Raw genomic sequence first — 17,121 nt, 5'->3', positions numbered from 1 at the left:
CGGTCGCGACCGTAAATGACGGCTGATGCCGACGGCGTGCGCCCACGGCGGATCGTGGAGCGCGCGTTGGCGCCGACCGACGGGCTGGGCGCGATTGCGTCACCGCTGCTGCGTCGTATCTATGCCGGACGCGGCGTCGAGCACCTGGACCAGCTCGATTACCGGTTGGGCACGCTGCCGCATTTTCGCGACCTCAAGGATATCGACGCCGCTACCGGTCTGCTGGTCACCGCCATCGAGACGGGGCGTCGGATCCTCGTACTGGGCGATTTCGATGCCGACGGCGCGACCAGCACCGCACTCGTCTGTGACGCCCTCACGGCGATGGGCGCCGCGCAGGTCGATTATTTCATTCCACACCGCGCGCGCCACGGCTACGGGCTGTCGCCCCGGGTGATCGACGCCGTCGGAGCGGGGCAGGCGGGTGATCTGATCGTGACCGTCGACAATGGCATCGCCAGCGTTGCCGGGGTGGAGGCCGCGCACGTCGCGGGCTGGCAGGTGCTGGTCTGTGACCATCATCTGCCCGGCGAACAGTTGCCGGCGGCCGAGGCCATCGTCAACCCGAACCAGCCGGGCTGCGGCTTTGCGGGCGAGTCGCTGGCAGGTGTCGGCGTTGCCTTTTATCTGATGGCCGCGCTTCGTGCGCGGCTGGCGGCAGCCGATCCGGATCGGCTGCTGCCGAAACTCGACGGTTATCTCGATCTCGTCGCGCTTGGTACGGTCGCGGACGTCGTGCGTCTGGATCATCTCAACCGCACGCTGGTGAGTCAGGGTCTGCGCCGGATCCGCCAGGGCCGCGCGCGGCCGGGCATTGCCGCACTCATCGAAGTGGCCGGCCGTGAAGCCGGTCGTCTGGATACCGCCGATATCGGTTTTGCCCTGGCGCCGCGTCTGAATGCTGCCGGCCGGCTCGAGGACATGCGCATCGGCGTCGCCTGTCTGCGTCACCCGGATATCGAGCAGGCGCGCGTATTGGCCGGCGAGCTGGCCGCCATCAACCGTCGTCGCCAGGTCGTGCAGCAGCGCATGCAGGGCGACGCGGAATCAGCACTCGCCGCGCTCGACGAACGGCCGGGCGAGCGCTCCGGCCTGACCGTGTTTCGCGCCGATTGGCATGAAGGGGTGGTCGGGCTGATCGCCGCCCGGCTGCGCGAGCATCATCACCGCCCGGTGGTGGCGTTTGCGCCCGGCGAGCACGGCCACCTGAAAGGGTCTGCGCGCTCGATACCGGGCCTGCATATCCGCGATGTACTCGCGGCCGTGGATGCCGGGCGGCCGGGGCTGATTCTCCAGTTCGGTGGCCACGCGCAGGCGGCCGGGCTGTCGCTGGCGCCGGACGCGGTCGAGGAGTTCGGGGCCTGCTTCGACGCCGCGGTCGCGGCCCGCATCACGCCGGATATGATCACGCCCGATCTGATCACCGACGGTCAGCTGCAAGAGCAGGAATTATGCCTCGACGTGGCCCAGACGCTGCGCGAGAGCGGTCCTTGGGGCGCGGGCTTCGACGAGCCGCTTTTTCACGGTCGTTTCGTCATCGTCAGCCAGCGTATAGTTGGCGAAAAGCATCTGAAGCTGAGCGTTCGGCCCGAGCACGGGCGCACGGAGATCGAGGCCATGTGTTTCGGCCAAGGGTCACTGCTCGACGACCGTGTGGTTCACATTCTGGTGTATCGACTGGCGGTCAATGTGTTTCGCGACCGGACCACGGCCAATCTGATCGTGAGCCATCATCGCGAGGCCGACTGAAAGCCGCCTGCGCGCGGTGCGCGTGTCAGTCGAAGCGGTCGTCGGTGACCTGGACGACGCCGTCTTCCACTCGGGTGGGGAAGCAGTAGACGTCTTCATAGGCGGGCGGTGTGAGCGCCTTGCCGTTCTTGATACAGAAACGGGCGCCGTGACGCGGACAGATGATTTCGTCGCCCTCGATTTCACCGCTGGCCAGTTCGCCGCCGTCGTGCGTGCACATGTCCTCGATGGCGTAATAGCTGCCTTGGCGGTAGAACACGGCTACCATCACATCGTCCACGTCGACGACGCGGCACTGGCCTTCCTTGAGTTCGCCGTCCTTGGCGACATCGACCCAGTCTGTCATTGCTTGCTCTTGCTTTGGTTGCGAGAAGAAAATCTTTTCACGCCAGGGGCGCCGGGACGCGAAGATTGCGATGAGATCGCCGATTCGGCGTCTTCTTCACGCCTTGGCGGCTTTGCGTGATCCCTGCCTGGCCGCCAGCCTCGTAGGATATCGAATACCGCTGGAAAGATCCGCAGAAGATCGTCCGGCTAGCCGAAGATGCGCTGTACGCTTTCCAGGCCTTTGATCAGGGCGTCGACGTCGTCGTCGTTGTTGTAGGCGGCGAACGAGGCGCGCGCGGTGGCCGGCACGCCGAAACGCTGCATCAGCGGCATGGCACAGTGATGGCCGGTGCGAATGGCCACGCCGGATTCATCCAGCAGTGTGCCGATATCGTGTGCATGCACGCCGTCCATGACGAAGGAGATGATCGCGGCCTTGCCGGGCGCGGTGCCGATGATGCGCAGGCCGTCTATATCCTGCATCGCCCGGGTCGCGCGTTCGAGCAGGCCGTGCTCGTGGGTCGCGATCGCATCGAGATCGAGGCCATCCATGTACTCGAGCGCTGCACCGAACGCGGCCGCGCCGGCGATGTTCGGCGTGCCGGCTTCGAACTTGTACGGCAGCTCGTTCCAGGTCGTGCCCTCGAACGAGACGGTCTCGATCATGTCGCCGCCGCCCTGGTAGGGTGGCATGGCGTCGAGCAGGGCCTGTTTGCCGTAGAGCGCGCCGATGCCGGTCGGTCCGAACAGCTTGTGGCCCGAGAACGCATAGAAATCCACGTCCAAGGCCTGAACGTCCACCGGCATGTGGGCGACGGCCTGGGCGCCGTCGACGATCACCACGGCGTCGTGGGCATGTGCGGCGGCGACCATATCGGCCACCGGCAGCACCGTGCCCAGCGCGTTCGACACATGGGCGAGGCCCACGATTACGGTGCGCTCGGACAGGCGCGACTGGAACGCCTCGAGCGTGACGCTGCCGTCGTCCTCGACCGGCACGACCACGAGCTTGGCACCGGTCTGCTCGGCCACGATCTGCCACGGCACGATATTGGAATGATGCTCTAGTTCGGTGACGAGAATCTCGTCGCCGGCCTCGAGCCGGGGCCGCGCATAGCACTGAGCCACGAGGTTGATGCCGTCGGTCGTGCCGCGGGTGTAGACGATCTCGGCGCGCGAGCCGGCGTTGACGAAATCCACCAGCCGGTCGCGCGCGCCTTCATAGGCACGTGTCGCCCGCTGCGACAACGCGTGTATCGCGCGATGCACGTTGGCGTTGGCGTGACGATAGTAATCGTCGCTGGCGCGAATCACGTGCAGCGGCTTCTGCGTGGTCGCCGCGTTGTCGAGGTAGGTCAGCCGCATGCCCTGATCCAGCGGCTCCGACAGGATCGGAAAATCCGCGCGTACGCGCTCTGCGTCGAACAGGGGGCGGGTCGGCGTGGCGGTGGCAGTACTCATAGCGGCGGCCTCAAGCCAGATCGGCGTAGTTCTCTCCACCCGGCAGTTTTGCAAGCAGGGCGGCCTCGACGAAGCGTTCCACGGGCTCGATGCCGACCTTCTGTACCAGCGCGTTGGCGAAGCTGTAGGTCAGAATCGCGCGGGCGCCGCTTTCGTTGACGCCGCGGCTGCGTAGATAGAATACCGCGGTCTCGTCGAGCTGGCCCACGGTTGAGCCGTGGGCCGCGGTGACGTCGTCGGCGTAGATTTCGAGTTCCGGCTTGGCGTCGACCTCGGCCTTGTCCGACAGCAGCAGGGCATCGCAGGACTGCTCGGAGTCGGTCTTCTGCGCGTGCTTGTGAATGATGATCTTGCCGTTGAACACACCCCGGCCGTAATCGGCCAGCACGCCCTTGTAGATTTCCCGGCTCACGCTGTGCTGGGTGTCGTGATCCACGCGCGTATGGTTGTCCATATGCTGGCGCCCGGTCGGCGCATAGACGCCGTAGAGATGAATCTCGGCGTTTTCTTCGATCAGACGCGTATTGGTATCGGTACGCGCCAGACGGCCACCCAGATCAAAACCGTGGTTGATCACGCGGCTGTCGCGTGTCTGATGAGCAAAGAAGCTGGCGACGTGGTAACCACGCGTCGACTCCTGTTGCACCCGGCAGCGGGTCAGCTGCGCGTTCTGGCGCATGACCGCTTCGGTGACCACGTTGGTGAAATAGGGCTTGTCGCCCAGACCCACGTAGTGCTCGATGACGGTGGCTTCGCTGCTCTGATTCATCACGAAACGGTGCCGCACCTGCGCCATACGGTCCTCGTGGCCGCCGCTGGCGAGGGTGATCACGTGCAACGGTTTGGCAACGACGGTGTTGGCCGCGATTTCCACATAGGCGCCGTCGGTGGCAAACGCAGCGTTCATGGCCGACAGGCTGCCCGGTTGCTCGGTGATTTCCTCGGCCTTGACGCGGGCGTCGTCGTCGGCGTTCAGATAGGCCGCGAACGACTGCACGGTGACGCCCTCGGGCAGTTCGTCCAGATCGGACAGGCGCGGGTTGAAATGGCCGTCGACAATGACGATGCGATAGGCGTCCAGCCCGGACGGCAGGAATTCATCCAGCGCATGCGCGGCCAGATCACCGGCGTCGTCGCTGATCTCGAAGCGGCGCTTCTCCAGCGCGCGAAGGCTGGTGTATTTCCAGTCCTCGATACGGGTATCCGGGAAGCCAGCCTCGGCGAACGCCTTCAGCTCGGCCTGGCGTACGCGCTTGCTCGCATCGCTGCCGGCGAGTTCGCGTTCGACCCGGGCGTATTCGGCCAGATAATGGTCGATGAGCGGCGCAATATCGTTCATGAGGGGGCGTCGGCGTTGTCGGTTTCCAGATTGACGTAGCCTTCGGCTTCCAGCGTGTCGGCCAGTTCCGGGCCGCCGGAGCGAATGATCCGTCCGGCCGCCAACACATGCACGCGATCGGGCACGACGTGCTCGAGCAGGCGCTTGTAATGCGTGACCAGCACGGTCGAGCGTTCCGGGGACCGCAGGCGGTTGATGCCGTCTGAGACGACCTTGAGGGCGTCGATATCGAGGCCGGAATCGGTTTCGTCGAGAATCGCCAGACTCGGTTCGAGCACCAGCATCTGGAATATCTCGTTGCGTTTCTTCTCGCCGCCGGAGAAATCCTCGTTCACGCCGCGCTTGACCATGTCCATGCTCATGCCGACATGAGCGATCTTCTCGCCGATCAGCTGCATGAATTCCATCGCGTCGATCTCGGGCTCGCCGCGATACTTGCGGCGCGCGTTCACGGCCGCGCGCAGCAGGTAGAGGTTGGATACGCCCGGGATTTCAACCGGATACTGGAAGCCCAGAAAGACGCCTTCACAGGCGCGTTCGTCGGCATCCAGATCGAGCAGATTCTTGCCCTTGTAGGTGACGCTGCCTTCGGTGATGTCGTAGTCCTCGCGACCGGCGAGAATACTGGCCAGCGTGGACTTGCCGGAGCCGTTCGGCCCCATGATCGCGTGCACTTCGCCGGTGGGGATTTCGAGATTGACGCCACGCAGGATGGGCTTGCCCTCGACCTCGGCATGTAGATTCTTGATGGAAAGCATAGAGTGTTTTATCGGGATTAATAACAGGACAGGCCCGCGCACTTGCGGCGCGGGCCCGAGACTTCTCGCGATGACAACGCCGACGGTCAGCCGACGGCGTTCTCGAGCGTGACGTTGAGCAGCTTCTGAGCTTCGACGGCGAACTCCATCGGCAACTCCTTGAACACGTCCTTGCAGAAGCCGTTGACGATCAGGTTGACCGCGTCCTCTTCGGACAGGCCGCGCTGCAGGCAGTAGAACATCTGGTCTTCACCGATCTTGGAGGTGGTGGCCTCGTGTTCAAGCTTGGCGGACGAGTTCTTGGTTTCCACGTACGGGAAGGTGTGGGCACCGCACTGGTCGCCGATGAGCAGCGAATCGCACTGGGTGAAATTACGCGCGTTGTCCGCGCTCGGCAGAATCTTCACCAGGCCGCGATACGACTGCTCGCCGCGTGCCGCGGAGATGCCCTTGGCGATGATCGTGGACTTGGTGTTCTTACCCACGTGGATCATCTTGGTGCCGGTATCGGCCTGCTGCATGCCGCGGGTCACCGCCACCGAGTAGAACTCGCCGACCGAGCCGTTGCCGTTGAGCACGCAGCTCGGGTATTTCCAGGTGATCGCCGAACCGGTCTCGACCTGCGTCCAGGAGATCTTGGAGCGATCGCCGCGACAGTCGCCGCGCTTGGTGACGAAGTTGAAGATGCCACCCTTGCCGTTCTCGTCGCCTGGGTACCAGTTCTGTACTGTCGAGTACTTGATCTCGGCGTCGGTTTCGGCGATCAGTTCGACGACCGCCGCGTGCAGTTGGTTCTCGTCGCGCTGGGGGGCGGTACAGCCTTCCAGATAGCTGACGTGGCTGCCTTCCTCGGCAACGATCAGGGTGCGCTCGAACTGGCCCGTGTTCTCCGCATTGATACGGAAATAGGTGGACAGCTCCATCGGGCATTTCACGCCCTTGGGGATATAGACGAACGAGCCGTCGGTGAACACGGCGGCGTTCAGCGCGGCAAAGAAATTGTCGCCACGCGGCACGACGGTGCCGAGATGCTTCTTGATGAGCTCCGGGTGTTCCTGAATCGCTTCCGAGATCGAACAGAAGATCACGCCGGCTTCCGCCAGCTTCTTCTTGAACGTGGTCGCGACCGACACGCTGTCGAACACGGCGTCCACGGCCACGTTCGATGCGCCCTTGACGCCGGCCAGCACTTCCTGCTCACGCAACGGAATGCCGAGCTTGGCGTAGGTATCCAGCAGCTTGGGATCGACCTCGTCGAGGCTGTTGGGCTTGTCCTCGTCGCGCTTGGGCGCGGAGAAATACGAGATCGACTGATAGTCGATCGGCTTGTAGTGAAGGTGCGGCCATTTCGGCGTGCGCATCTGCTTCCACTGCTCGAAGGCTTCAAGGCGCCAGTCGAGCATCCATTTAGGTTCGTTCTTCTTGGCCGAAATGAAACGAATCACGTCTTCGTCGAGTCCGGGCGCAATCGTGTCCGACTCGAGATCGGTAACGAAGCCGGCCTCGTATTCGCGTTCGGCGACAAGTGCTTCAACGTCTTCTTGATGTGCGGCCATAGCGTCTCGGATGATTCGAAGTATGCAGTTATCCGGGCAAGTATAACGCGAATCGGCAAGGCCCCGGCAGCAAACCGTACCGATGTGCCTGATAGTGGGGCGCTATTGAAAATCTTCAAGATATTGGCGGGCACAAATTGCCTTGCCAGACAGGCGAATTCAGGCTTTAATACAAGTTCTTTATTCGACAAATCAGGGAGTTCCTATGCGTCCGATGGTTCGTTTGGGTGCATTGGCACTGGCCGGCAGCGCGCTGGCCGGCTGCTCGCAGATCACCATTACCTCCGACACGATCGTGGACGGCACGGCGCGTATCGCCGATGCGACCACCAATGCCGTACAGGGCACGAGCAACATCACCACGGACACGGCGAGCGACGTGGACGCGCGCACGCACGCGGCACGCCGCAAGTTCGTCGATTCCCAGTACGCCATGCTCAAGCGCGAGGCCGCTCAGGGCCAGGGCGAAAATCTCGATGCACTGGCCTACATGATGCACGCCGAGAATACCCAGGCGTTCGATCAGAAGGTCCAGGCCAACTACGAGTCGCTGTTCTCAAGCGATGCCGACGCCGATCAATGGCTGACGCGTCTTTATCAGGTGGTGGGTACGCCGCCCGACATGAAAATGGCTTCGGCTGGCGCCGCAGGCTGATCTACGATAGATATTCAAAGCCGGTATGGCGACATACCGGCTTTTTTATTGCCCCGCGCAGCGGACCGCTGCCGCGGGCGACTGGATCGGATGAGGGCGCACGATGGCGCGCAGCGACGCTTGGGACATCGACGTTCCCTACTATATCGAGCTCGACGTGGCCGCGGACGATATCGACCGCCTCGAACACGTCAACAATTCGGTCTATCTGAAATATCTGGAGCGCGCGGCCTGGCATCACACCGAAGCGCTGGGCCTGACCTGGGACAGCTACCGGGAACTCGACGCGGCCTGCGTGGTGCACCGCCACGAACTCGATTATCTGCAGCCGGCCGTGTTCGGCGACACCCTCCAGGTCGCGACCTGGATCACGCAGAACGACGGCCGACTGGCCATGTGGCGGGCTTTTCAGATTCGTCGCAAGAGCGACGGCCGCACCGTCTTTCGCGCGCGGACCCACTATGTATGCATCCGTTTGTCGAACGGGCGCCCGCGGCGCATGCCGCAGCTGTTTGTGGATGCCTATCGGCCCGCACCGGGCGCCAACCCGGGCGGCAATGACCGATCAGGGAACTGACATGACAGCCCCGCGGCTGGAGATCCTGTTCTGCCCGGGGTGCCGCTGGCAGGCGCGCGCGGCCTGGATGGCGCAGGAATTCCTTACCACTTTCGGCGATGCACTCGGCGAGGTGGCACTGATTCCGGCGGGCGCCGGCGTATTCGAGATCCGCCTCGACGGTCACTGTCTGCATTCCAGAAAAACCGACGGCGGCTTTCCGGAAACCAGACCGATCAAGCAGATGATTCGCGACCGGATCGAACCCGCGCGTGATCTCGGCCATTCCGACCGGTAAGTCCTTCAGTAGCTGATCAGAGCCACAGCAAGCGCACCGACTGAGCAATACGCACTTCGACGATCGCCAGTTGGGCAAAGCGTCGGCCCAGCGCACGCGCCATGCCCTCTTCGAGCCCGGCGATCAACAGACCGGGCTCGTCGGGCCACGCATCTGCTGGATCCTGATTGACACACTCCAGTGCTACGAGATGGCGAGTGGTCGCATAGTGTTCGAGTACGGTCGCGCGTGCACGGTTCACGGAGGCATCAAGCAGCTGCGCGCGTGGGTTGTGAGCCGTGATCAGCCACGCCGGTGTCGAACCCGCGTGACGGGCGAGCCAGCAGGCGAGTGTGTCCGGGCAGGGCGCGTCGATACGCAGATCAGCGAAGCCCGAGGGCAACGTGACCCGGTAGCACGCGCTGGCAAAAAGTGTCTGGATGTCGTCGGTCATAAAAAAACCCGGGCCGAGGCCCGGGTCATTGTGGTCTCGCCCTAACCGTCAGGCCACGCGTGACTCGAGGCGATGATCCTCGTGTTGATGGTTGACCGGATCCTGCAGGTATTCCTTGCTGAAGGCATCGGTCAGGATCGCGTCGTAGCGCAGGTCGTCGTATTCCTTGACCTGGCTCGCCTCGGCGTCGGTGAGCACCCCGTTTTTGACGCAACTCGCCAGCTGGTCGTCGACAGTGAAGCCCTCGGCCTCGCCCTTGCCGACTGCCTTGGCGAACCTGTCATAGATCGGCTCGACTTCCACCAGTTTGTTGAACGCCTTCTCCATGCGGCCGGTGGCGCTGCGCGCATCGGTGCCGAGATGGATATTCGCACTCAGGCGATCACGGAAGCTGGACGGCTCCATGATGGCATCGCCGAGTACGTTGATGAGGGTGTCGCTCGGCCCCTTGTGGTACTGACCGGTCGGGAACACGAGAAATCGCATGGCGCCGCCCACGAACGCGTTCGGGAAGTTGCGGAAGAAGCCGTCGAAGGCCTGCTCGATCTTGTGCAGGCTGTCCTGCAGCACATAGTGCAGATGCGGGATGTCCTCTTCGCGTTCGCCTTCGTCGTAGAAGAACTTGAGCGTGGCGGTAGCGAAATACAGCTCCGAGAGCACATCGCCGAGGCGCGCGGAGAGCAGTTCCTTGCGCTTGAGCTCGCCGCCGAGCATGCCCATGGTGACGTCCGAACAGATCGCCAGCGCCGAGGAGAAACGCTCGAGCTGGCGATAGTAGGGCGCAGCCACGCCCGCGACCGGGGCCTTGGCGGTGATCGCGCCGGACAGGCCGAACGTCAGTGTGCGCGCGGCACGGTTGACCGAATGGCCGACGTGCGACCACAGCAGCGTGTCGAACGCGTCCAGATCGTCCTCGCGAGCGGCTTCCATTTCCGGGAACACGTACGGATGACAGCGGATTGCGCCCTGGCCGAAGATCATCAGGCTGCGGGTGAGGATATTTGCGCCCTCTACCGTGATCGCGATCGGAATCGACTGGTAGGAGGAGAACAGATAGTTGCGCGGACCCTGCTGGATACCGCGTCCGCCGTGTACGTCCATCGAGTCGTTGATGATCTGGCGCATCCATTCGGTCATGTGGTACTTGGCCATGGCCGTGACCACCGACGGCGTGCACTGATCGACGCCGCTGGCGGTGAAGATGCGCGCGGCTTCCATCTTGTAGTTCAGGCCCGAGATACGCGCGGTCGCTTCCTGCACGCCTTCGAATTTGCCAACCGGAACCTTGAACTGGCGGCGGATGCGACCGAACGCGCCGGTCATGCGATACGCGACCTTGGAGGCCGCCGACGACAGTGCCGGCAGCGAGATGCCGCGACCCGCGGACAGGCATTCGACCAGCATGCGCCAGCCGCCGCCGGCTTTTTCCGGGCCGCCGATGATGGCATCCAGCGGCACGAAGATGTCGGTGCCGTAGATCGGGCCGTTCATGAACGCGCCCGGCGAATGGCGACGGCCGATTTCCACGCCCGGCTCGTCCGACGAGATCAGCGCGCAGGTGATGCCGTAGTCGGTCTTGTCGGGATCGCCAAGCAGTCCCTCCGGGTCATACAGTTTGAAGGCCAGACCGATAACCGTGGCGACCGGGGCGAGGGTGATCCAGCGCTTGGAGAAGGTGAGCTTCATGCCCAGCACCTGCTCGCCGTTGTACTCGCCCTTGCAGACGATGCCGGTGTCCGGCAGCGCGCCGGCGTCCGAACCCACTTCCGGGCCGGTGAGGCCGAAGCAGGGCAGTTGGGTGCCGTCGGCCAGCCCCGGCAGCCATTTTTCCTGTTGTTCCTTGGTGCCGTAGTGGACGAGCAGTTCGCCCGGCCCGAGCGAGTTGGGCACCATCACGGTCACAGCCGTAGTCAGCGAACGCGAGGCGATCTTGGCCACTACCGTTGACTGCGCGACCGCCGAGAAACCCAGTCCGCCGTGCTCCTTGGGAATGAGCATGGCGAAGAACTGATTGTTGCGGATGTAGTTCCAGGCGTCTTCCGGAATATCCTTGAGCTCGGCAGTGATTTCCCACTCGTCGAGCATTTCACACAGGGTTTCGGTTTCGTTGTCGAGAAACGACTGTTCGGCCTCGGTCAGCTGGGTTCGCTTGAAATTAAGCAGATACTGCCAGTCCGGTTTGCCGCGGAACATCTCCGCCTCCCACCAGGCGCTGCCGGCTTCCAGCGCTTCGCGCTCGGTGTCGGACATCGGCGGCAGCACCGCCTTGAAGCCCTTGAAGATCGGCTTGCTGACCAGTTTCTTGCGCAGGCTGGTGGTGTTGAACAGCACCAGAATCGGCGCGAACACGACGGCCGCGAGCAGCAAGCCCGGCCAGCCGATGGCACCGACCACGGCCAGAGCGAGGAAATAGACCACCACCGCTGCACTCCAGGCGATCAGCGGTGCGCCTATATAGGCGAGTACCCAGATCGCCGCGATGGCGACGAGTATTGATAACAGAGCTGTCATAACAACCTCCGGTTTTTAAAATCGTTGGCCACTGCCCAGGGCGGCAGTAGGGTCGGCGTCGCCATCTAGGGCGCCGGCCGAATCGGTGTTTGCTGCGGGCGACGTGCCGTCGAGTTCGTGCGGCATCAGGCTGACCATGAGAAAACGCACGTAATCCGCAAACGCGGGCTCGTCAGCGGCCGGCCATTCGCCGGGCAGGTCACGCCGAATCTGCAGCGCGCCCAGGAACACGGAGAACGTCATCAACGCCCATTGGCGCGCAACGTCGGCGGACAGGCCGAGCGCCGAATAGCAGTCGATGATGAAATCCAGGCGCCGTTTGGATACGCGTTCGACGTAGTCGCGCACGAAGCCGGGCTTGGTGGCGCTCGACAGGGCCATATACACACGGCTGGCGCGTTTCGAGGTATTCACCTCGGTGATCAGGCGCTTGATACGGGCGCGCGGGTCCAGTTCCTGCTGTACGCGTGCGAGCACTTCATCGGTTTCGCGCGCTTCCCAGCGCTGTAGCGCGGCCACCAGCAATGCTTCCCGGTTGGGGAAGTGCCAGTAGAAGCTACCCTTGGTCACGCCCAGTTCGCGTGCCAGTGGTTCCACCGCCACGCCTTCGACGCCGCGCCGGCCGATCGCATCCAGGGCCGCTTCAGCCCAGTCGTGCGCGTTGAGCATTACTTTCTGTGTTTTCGCCATGCCGCGTAGTACCTTAATACTTACGTATAATGTTGCTTAGTTGTTGCGTCGTGTCAATACGGCGCCGTATGGAGAGAGGGTGAGCCGTCGCCTGAGCGCCGGATTCACTGAATTCGAGAACACACAGGGAACAGCATGCGCCATCCGACCCGTTCCGATTACGCCCATTTCGTCCCCATCAAGGTGAAATGGGGCGAGATGGACAGCCTTGGCCACGTCAACAATACGGTCTTCTACCGTTATTCCGAAGACGGGCGCATCGATTACGTGCACATCATCGCCGACGGCGGCGATACCCAGACCAGCGATGGTCCGCTGCTGGCCGATCTGCGCTGCAGTTTTCGCCAGCAGCTGCGGTTTCCGGCAGATGTGGAAATCGGCACGCGCGTCAGCCGCATGGGGCGCAGCAGCATCGATCTCGAACAATGTCTGTTCTTTGCCGATACCGACGACGTGATCGCGGTCTACCAGACCGTGATCGTATGGTTCGACTTCGGCGCCCAGACCAGCATGCGCGTGCCGGAAACGGTGCGTGAGCGCATCCGCGACATGGAGAACGTGCCGCCGGAGGAATAGGCGGCACGCGGGCTCAACAGGCGCTTAGCACTCGCGTTCGGTGAATCCGTCGCGCATGAATACATCCGCAAGCGCCAGCTGGCCGCTGCGCGGATGCGCGCCCTGAAGCGTCTTGCCGACGCACAGCATCATGCAGATGCGATGATCCGGCGGCAGGTTGATCAGATGGCCGACGCGCTTGAAGTCGAAGCCGTCCATCGGGCAGGAATCGTAGCCCATGGCGCGGGCCGCGAGCATCGCGGTCTGGGCCGCCATGCCGCAGGAGCGCATGCCTTCGTCGCGCTGCAGGGCTTCATCGTCGCGGTAGAAATGCAGGATCTCGCGCACCATGGCGCTCGCGACGTCATCCGGGGCATTGCGCCAGTAGCGTTCCGGTGCCTTGGCCCAGCTCTTGAGGTCGAGGCAGAACACCAGCAGTAGCGAGGCCTCGGTGATCTGGGCCTGATCCCAGGCGGCCTTGCGGATCTCGCTGCGCAATTCGCTGTCCTGAACCGCCACGAACCGCCAGTTCTGGATATTGAACGCAGTAGGGGACAACAGTACATGCTGCATGAGCGTGTCGATTTCGCTGTCGCTCATGCGATGCGTCGGGTCGAAATGACGTACCGAACGCCGGCTCGTTATCGCTTCGAATACGTCCATGGAGTTCAGTCGCCGCCGCGCGGCACGGTACGAGCCTGATCGGGCGCATTGCCGACATAATCATGCGGGCGCATCGCCAGCAGGCGCTGCTTGTCGTCATCCGGGAGATCGAGCGTATCGATGAACGCATGCATGGCGTTGGCGTCGATCACCTTGCCGCGGGTGAGCGCCTTGAGCTGCTCGTAGGCGCCGCTGATGCCGCGGATGCGCATCACCGTCTGCACGGCCTCGGCGAGCACGATCCAGTTGTCGTCGAGATCGGCGCTCATTCTCGCTTCGTTGGCCTGCAGCTTGCCGACACCGCGCAGCAGCGATGCATAGGCCACACCGCCGTGTGCCAGCCCCACGCCGAGATTGCGCAGCACGGTGGAGTCGGTCAGGTCACGCTGCCAGCGCGAGATCGGCAGCTTGGCGGCCAGATGGTCCATGATCGCGTTGGCCAGGCCGAGATTACCTTCGGCGTTCTCGAAATCGATCGGGTTGACCTTGTGCGGCATCGTCGACGAGCCGATCTCGCCTTCGACCGTGGCCTGCTTGAAATAGCCCAGCGAGATATAACCCCAGATATCGCGCGAGAAATCGGTCAGCACGGTGTTGATGCGCATCACCGCGTGGAAAAACTCGGCGATGAAATCATGGGGTTCGATCTGGGTCGTCGCCGGGCTGACTTCCAGGTTCATGCCGCGGATGAAGCGCGTGGCGATGCCCGGCCAGTCGGCGTCCGGATACGCCGCCAGATGCGCGTTGTAGTTGCCCACCGCGCCGTTCATCTTGCCGAAGATCGTGACCTCGGCGAGCAGGGCGCGCTGGCGGATCAGACGCTGCGCGAAGACCGCCATTTCCTTGCCTAGCGTGGTCGGCGACGCGGACTGGCCGTGGGTGCGCGCGAGCATGGAGACGTCGGCGTAATCGTGGGCCAGCCCGCTGATCGCGTCGATCACCCGGTCGATCGCCGGCAGCAGATTGTCGTCGCGGGCGTCGCGCAGCATCTGGGCATAGGCCAGGTTGTTGATGTCTTCCGAGGTGCAGGCGAAATGGATGAATTCGCTGATATGCGCCAGCTCTTCGAAATTCTTGATCTTGTTGCGGAGGTAGTATTCGACCGCTTTCACGTCGTGATTGGTGGTGTCCTCGATCGCCTTGACCTGCTGGCCTTCGTTGATGTCGAAGTCCGCGATCAGCTGTTCGAGGAACGCGCTGGCCGGCTCGGACAGCGGCGCCACTTCGGGAATATCGGCTTCGGCGGCCAGCGCCTGTAGCCAGCGGATCTCCACGATCAGGCGATAGCGGATCAAGCCGTATTCGCTGCAGATGGAACGCAGTTGCCAGGTCTTGCTGGCATAACGCCCGTCGATCGGGGAAATGGCAGACAGCGCGGTGAGTTGCATGGCCATGGGCACGCATCCGTTGGGTGAGGGCGGTGATAGAATCGCGGATTCTACCGAATTCACCGGCGTCGCGTCGCTGTCGCGGCGGCGCGAAACATCCAGCACACCGGGCTCGCACTCGGTGACCCACAGGCTTTAGAAGGAGCGAGCGATGGCGGAAAAAGACGACTACCGGATCGAGAAAGACAGCATGGGCGAACTCAAGGTGCCCAGGCACGCGCTCTGGGGCGCACAGTCCCAGCGCGCGGTCGATAACTTCCCGGTTTCGGATCTGCGCGCACCGCGCGCCATGATCAACGCTCTCGGGCTGATCAAGGCCAGCGCGGCCCACGTCAACCGCGATCTGGAACTGCTCGACGCGGATCTCGCCCAGGCCATCGTCGACTCCGCCACGGCCGTCGCCGAAGGCGAGTACGACGCGCATTTCCCGGTCGATATCTTCCAGACCGGGTCCGGCACGTCGACCAACATGAATACCAACGAGGTGGTCGCCCATCTGGCCACGCAGGCGGTCGGCAAGACCGTGCACCCCAACGACCACGTCAACATGGGCCAGTCGTCCAACGACGTGATCCCGACCTCGATTCACGTGGCGGCGGTCATCGAATGCGAAAAACGCCTGCTGCCGGCCCTGCGCCATATGCGCGATACGCTGCATACGAAAGGCGCCGAGCTGGCTGACGTGGTCAAGACCGGCCGCACCCATCTGATGGACGCCATGCCGGTGCGTTTCGATCAGGAGCTGGGCGGCTGGGCCGCACAGATCGACTCCAATATTGCGCGCGTCGAATCCGCGCTCGAGCGCATGCGCGGGCTCGCCCAGGGCGGCACCGCCGTAGGCACCGGCATCAACGCGCATCCGGAGTTCGGCGCGCGCTTTGCCAAGGCGATCGGCGAGGCGAGCGGCTGTGAATTTCACGCCAGCAGCAACTATTTCGAAAGCCTGTCCTCGCAGGACGCGGCGGTCGAACTGTCGGGTCAGCTCAAGACCACGGCCGTGTCGATGATGAAGATCGCCAACGATTTGCGCTGGATGAACTCGGGCCCGCTGGCGGGACTGGGCGAAATTGCGCTGCCGTCGCTGCAGCCGGGCTCCAGCATCATGCCCGGCAAGGTCAATCCGGTAATCCCGGAGGCCGCCGCCATGGTGTCGGCCCAGGTCATCGGCAACGACACCACGATCACGGTCGCCGGCCAGGCCGGCAATTTCCAGCTCAATGTCATGTTGCCGGTGATCGCCTACAACCTGCTGCAATCCATCGAACTGCTCACGAATACGGCGACCATCATGGCGGACAAGGCAATCGCCGGCTTCACCGTCAACCAGGCCAATCTCGACGACGCGCTGTCGAAGAACCCGATCCTGGTGACCGCGCTCAATTCGGTGATCGGCTACGACAAGGGCGCCGCCATTGCCAAGCAGGCCTACAAGGAAGGCCGTCCGGTCAAGGAAATCGCCATGGAGCAGACCGATCTCGACGAGAAGGAGCTGGATCGACTCCTCGACCCGGCCGATCTCACCAAGGGCGGCATCAAGAAATAAGCGCCGGCCGTGTCTTTTGCCGTGCCGGACGATGGCACGGCCAACAGGCAGGTTCGGGTCGGATGTCGGTATAGCTCTTTGCTGGTCGAACTACAGGCGTCGGATGATCGAAGATGCGGTCGAATAATCGATCGTGTCTTCGTTTTCATGGTCGCCCCGGGCTGTGTCCATGGCTTGGCTTTGTTGCCCGTGTTCGCTTTTCAGCGTCGATTCACAGGACGGTTTCAGGCAAATAAACAGGAAAAATGATGAATTCTGTTTTGCGAATCATCCGTTTTTAGCCCGTAGATCACTGAATAAAAAACGAATAATTAAAATTCGCGCTCTGTCTTCAATAGTGGGTATACTAGACGGGCAGATAATCTGCGATCAATCAACACGATTAAGTTAGAGAAAAAGTATGGCCAAAGGCACAGTGAAGTGGTTCAGTTCCGAAAAAGGTTTTGGTTTCATCGCCCCTGAGGATGGAAGCAAAGACCTTTTCGTGCATCATTCCGAGATCAAGAACGGTGGCGGCTACGCGACCCTGAATGATGGACAGGCTGTCGAATTCGAAGTCGGCGAAGGTCAGAAAGGACCGTGCGCCAATAACGTCGTCGCTGTCTAAGCTTAGACAAACGACAAGTCTTGCCGCCCGCG

The 17,121-nt window shown here is 62.7% G+C and carries 17 protein-coding genes; 7 read left to right on the top strand and 10 right to left on the bottom strand.

The genetic code is table 11. From position 1 onward, the window contains the following. Positions 1-15: 15 nt before the first annotated feature. Entirely contained in the window at positions 16-1,749 is a 1,734-nt protein-coding gene (gene recJ / locus ACFOSU_RS16725) for a single-stranded-DNA-specific exonuclease RecJ (protein ID WP_380691059.1), read from the top strand. Positions 1,750-1,774: 25 nt separating this feature from the next. Here recJ and ACFOSU_RS16720 read toward each other — a convergent pair whose 3' ends face one another. The 5 genes from ACFOSU_RS16720 to sufB all read right to left on the bottom strand — a co-directional run bounded on the left by ACFOSU_RS16720 (position 1,775) and on the right by sufB (position 7,190). After that, positions 1,775-2,095, bottom strand: a complete 321-nt coding sequence (locus ACFOSU_RS16720; RefSeq protein ID WP_380691058.1) for a Rieske (2Fe-2S) protein — start codon at positions 2,093-2,095, stop codon at positions 1,775-1,777. A gap of 188 nt (positions 2,096-2,283) precedes the next feature. Next, on the bottom strand, positions 2,284-3,537 hold the full coding sequence (locus ACFOSU_RS16715) for a cysteine desulfurase (RefSeq protein WP_380691057.1): 1,254 nt from the start codon (positions 3,535-3,537) through the stop codon (positions 2,284-2,286). A gap of 10 nt (positions 3,538-3,547) precedes the next feature. Further along, on the bottom strand, positions 3,548-4,876 hold the full coding sequence (sufD, locus tag ACFOSU_RS16710; protein WP_380691056.1) for a Fe-S cluster assembly protein SufD: 1,329 nt from the start codon (positions 4,874-4,876) through the stop codon (positions 3,548-3,550). Then, the gene (gene sufC, locus ACFOSU_RS16705) at positions 4,873-5,634 is read right to left on the bottom strand and encodes a Fe-S cluster assembly ATPase SufC (protein ID WP_380691055.1); all 762 of its coding nucleotides are present in this window, start codon (positions 5,632-5,634) and stop codon (positions 4,873-4,875) included. Before sufC ends, sufD begins: the two co-directional genes overlap by 4 nt. Positions 5,635-5,720: 86 nt before the next feature. Continuing rightward, a complete protein-coding gene (gene sufB, locus ACFOSU_RS16700) occupies positions 5,721-7,190 on the bottom strand; it encodes a Fe-S cluster assembly protein SufB (RefSeq protein ID WP_380691054.1) in 1,470 nt (489 codons plus the stop codon). 205 nt (positions 7,191-7,395) lie between these two features. Here sufB and ACFOSU_RS16695 point away from each other — a divergent pair, with 205 nt between their 5' ends. The 3 genes from ACFOSU_RS16695 to ACFOSU_RS16685 all read left to right on the top strand — a co-directional run bounded on the left by ACFOSU_RS16695 (position 7,396) and on the right by ACFOSU_RS16685 (position 8,699). Continuing rightward, positions 7,396-7,845, top strand: a complete 450-nt coding sequence (locus ACFOSU_RS16695; protein ID WP_380691053.1) for a DUF3015 family protein — start codon at positions 7,396-7,398, stop codon at positions 7,843-7,845. A 103-nt stretch (positions 7,846-7,948) separates the two neighbouring features. Further along, positions 7,949-8,422 (top strand): acyl-CoA thioesterase, encoded by a 474-nt coding sequence (locus ACFOSU_RS16690; RefSeq protein ID WP_380691052.1) that lies wholly within the window; start codon positions 7,949-7,951, stop codon positions 8,420-8,422. 1 nt (position 8,423) lies between these two features. Further along, a complete protein-coding gene (locus tag ACFOSU_RS16685) occupies positions 8,424-8,699 on the top strand; it encodes a SelT/SelW/SelH family protein (RefSeq protein ID WP_380691051.1) in 276 nt (91 codons plus the stop codon). A 16-nt stretch (positions 8,700-8,715) separates the two neighbouring features. Here ACFOSU_RS16685 and ACFOSU_RS16680 read toward each other — a convergent pair whose 3' ends face one another. Genes ACFOSU_RS16680 through ACFOSU_RS16670 form a run of 3 tightly spaced genes read right to left on the bottom strand, consistent with a single transcriptional unit; the run spans position 8,716 to position 12,333 of the window. Further along, positions 8,716-9,132, bottom strand: a complete 417-nt coding sequence (locus ACFOSU_RS16680; protein ID WP_380691050.1) for a DUF3293 domain-containing protein — start codon at positions 9,130-9,132, stop codon at positions 8,716-8,718. Positions 9,133-9,180: 48 nt separating this feature from the next. Continuing rightward, the gene (locus tag ACFOSU_RS16675; RefSeq protein WP_380691049.1) at positions 9,181-11,643 is read right to left on the bottom strand and encodes an acyl-CoA dehydrogenase; all 2,463 of its coding nucleotides are present in this window, start codon (positions 11,641-11,643) and stop codon (positions 9,181-9,183) included. 15 nt (positions 11,644-11,658) lie between these two features. Further along, entirely contained in the window at positions 11,659-12,333 is a 675-nt protein-coding gene (locus tag ACFOSU_RS16670) for a TetR/AcrR family transcriptional regulator (protein ID WP_380691048.1), read from the bottom strand. A gap of 135 nt (positions 12,334-12,468) precedes the next feature. Here ACFOSU_RS16670 and ACFOSU_RS16665 point away from each other — a divergent pair, with 135 nt between their 5' ends. Then, positions 12,469-12,909: an acyl-CoA thioesterase gene (locus ACFOSU_RS16665; protein WP_380691047.1), complete on the top strand. Its 441-nt coding sequence runs from the start codon at positions 12,469-12,471 to the stop codon at positions 12,907-12,909. Positions 12,910-12,933: 24 nt separating this feature from the next. Here ACFOSU_RS16665 and ACFOSU_RS16660 read toward each other — a convergent pair whose 3' ends face one another. Beyond that, positions 12,934-13,551 (bottom strand): nitroreductase family protein, encoded by a 618-nt coding sequence (locus ACFOSU_RS16660; protein ID WP_380691046.1) that lies wholly within the window; start codon positions 13,549-13,551, stop codon positions 12,934-12,936. A 5-nt stretch (positions 13,552-13,556) separates the two neighbouring features. Then, entirely contained in the window at positions 13,557-14,939 is a 1,383-nt protein-coding gene (purB, locus tag ACFOSU_RS16655; RefSeq protein WP_380691372.1) for an adenylosuccinate lyase, read from the bottom strand. 151 nt (positions 14,940-15,090) lie between these two features. On the opposite strand from purB, the gene ACFOSU_RS16650 reads away from it, so the two are divergent. Then, positions 15,091-16,482: a class II fumarate hydratase gene (locus ACFOSU_RS16650; RefSeq protein ID WP_380691045.1), complete on the top strand. Its 1,392-nt coding sequence runs from the start codon at positions 15,091-15,093 to the stop codon at positions 16,480-16,482. A gap of 400 nt (positions 16,483-16,882) precedes the next feature. Continuing rightward, the gene (locus tag ACFOSU_RS16645; RefSeq protein WP_380691044.1) at positions 16,883-17,089 is read left to right on the top strand and encodes a cold-shock protein; all 207 of its coding nucleotides are present in this window, start codon (positions 16,883-16,885) and stop codon (positions 17,087-17,089) included. The last annotated feature ends 32 nt before the right edge of the window (positions 17,090-17,121 follow it).

Origin of the sequence: Salinisphaera aquimarina (assembly GCF_042643355.1) — a bacterium.
Taxonomy (GTDB): Bacteria; Pseudomonadota; Gammaproteobacteria; order Nevskiales; family Salinisphaeraceae; genus Salinisphaera; species Salinisphaera aquimarina.
This window is presented reverse-complemented; position numbering and strand designations above follow the sequence as displayed.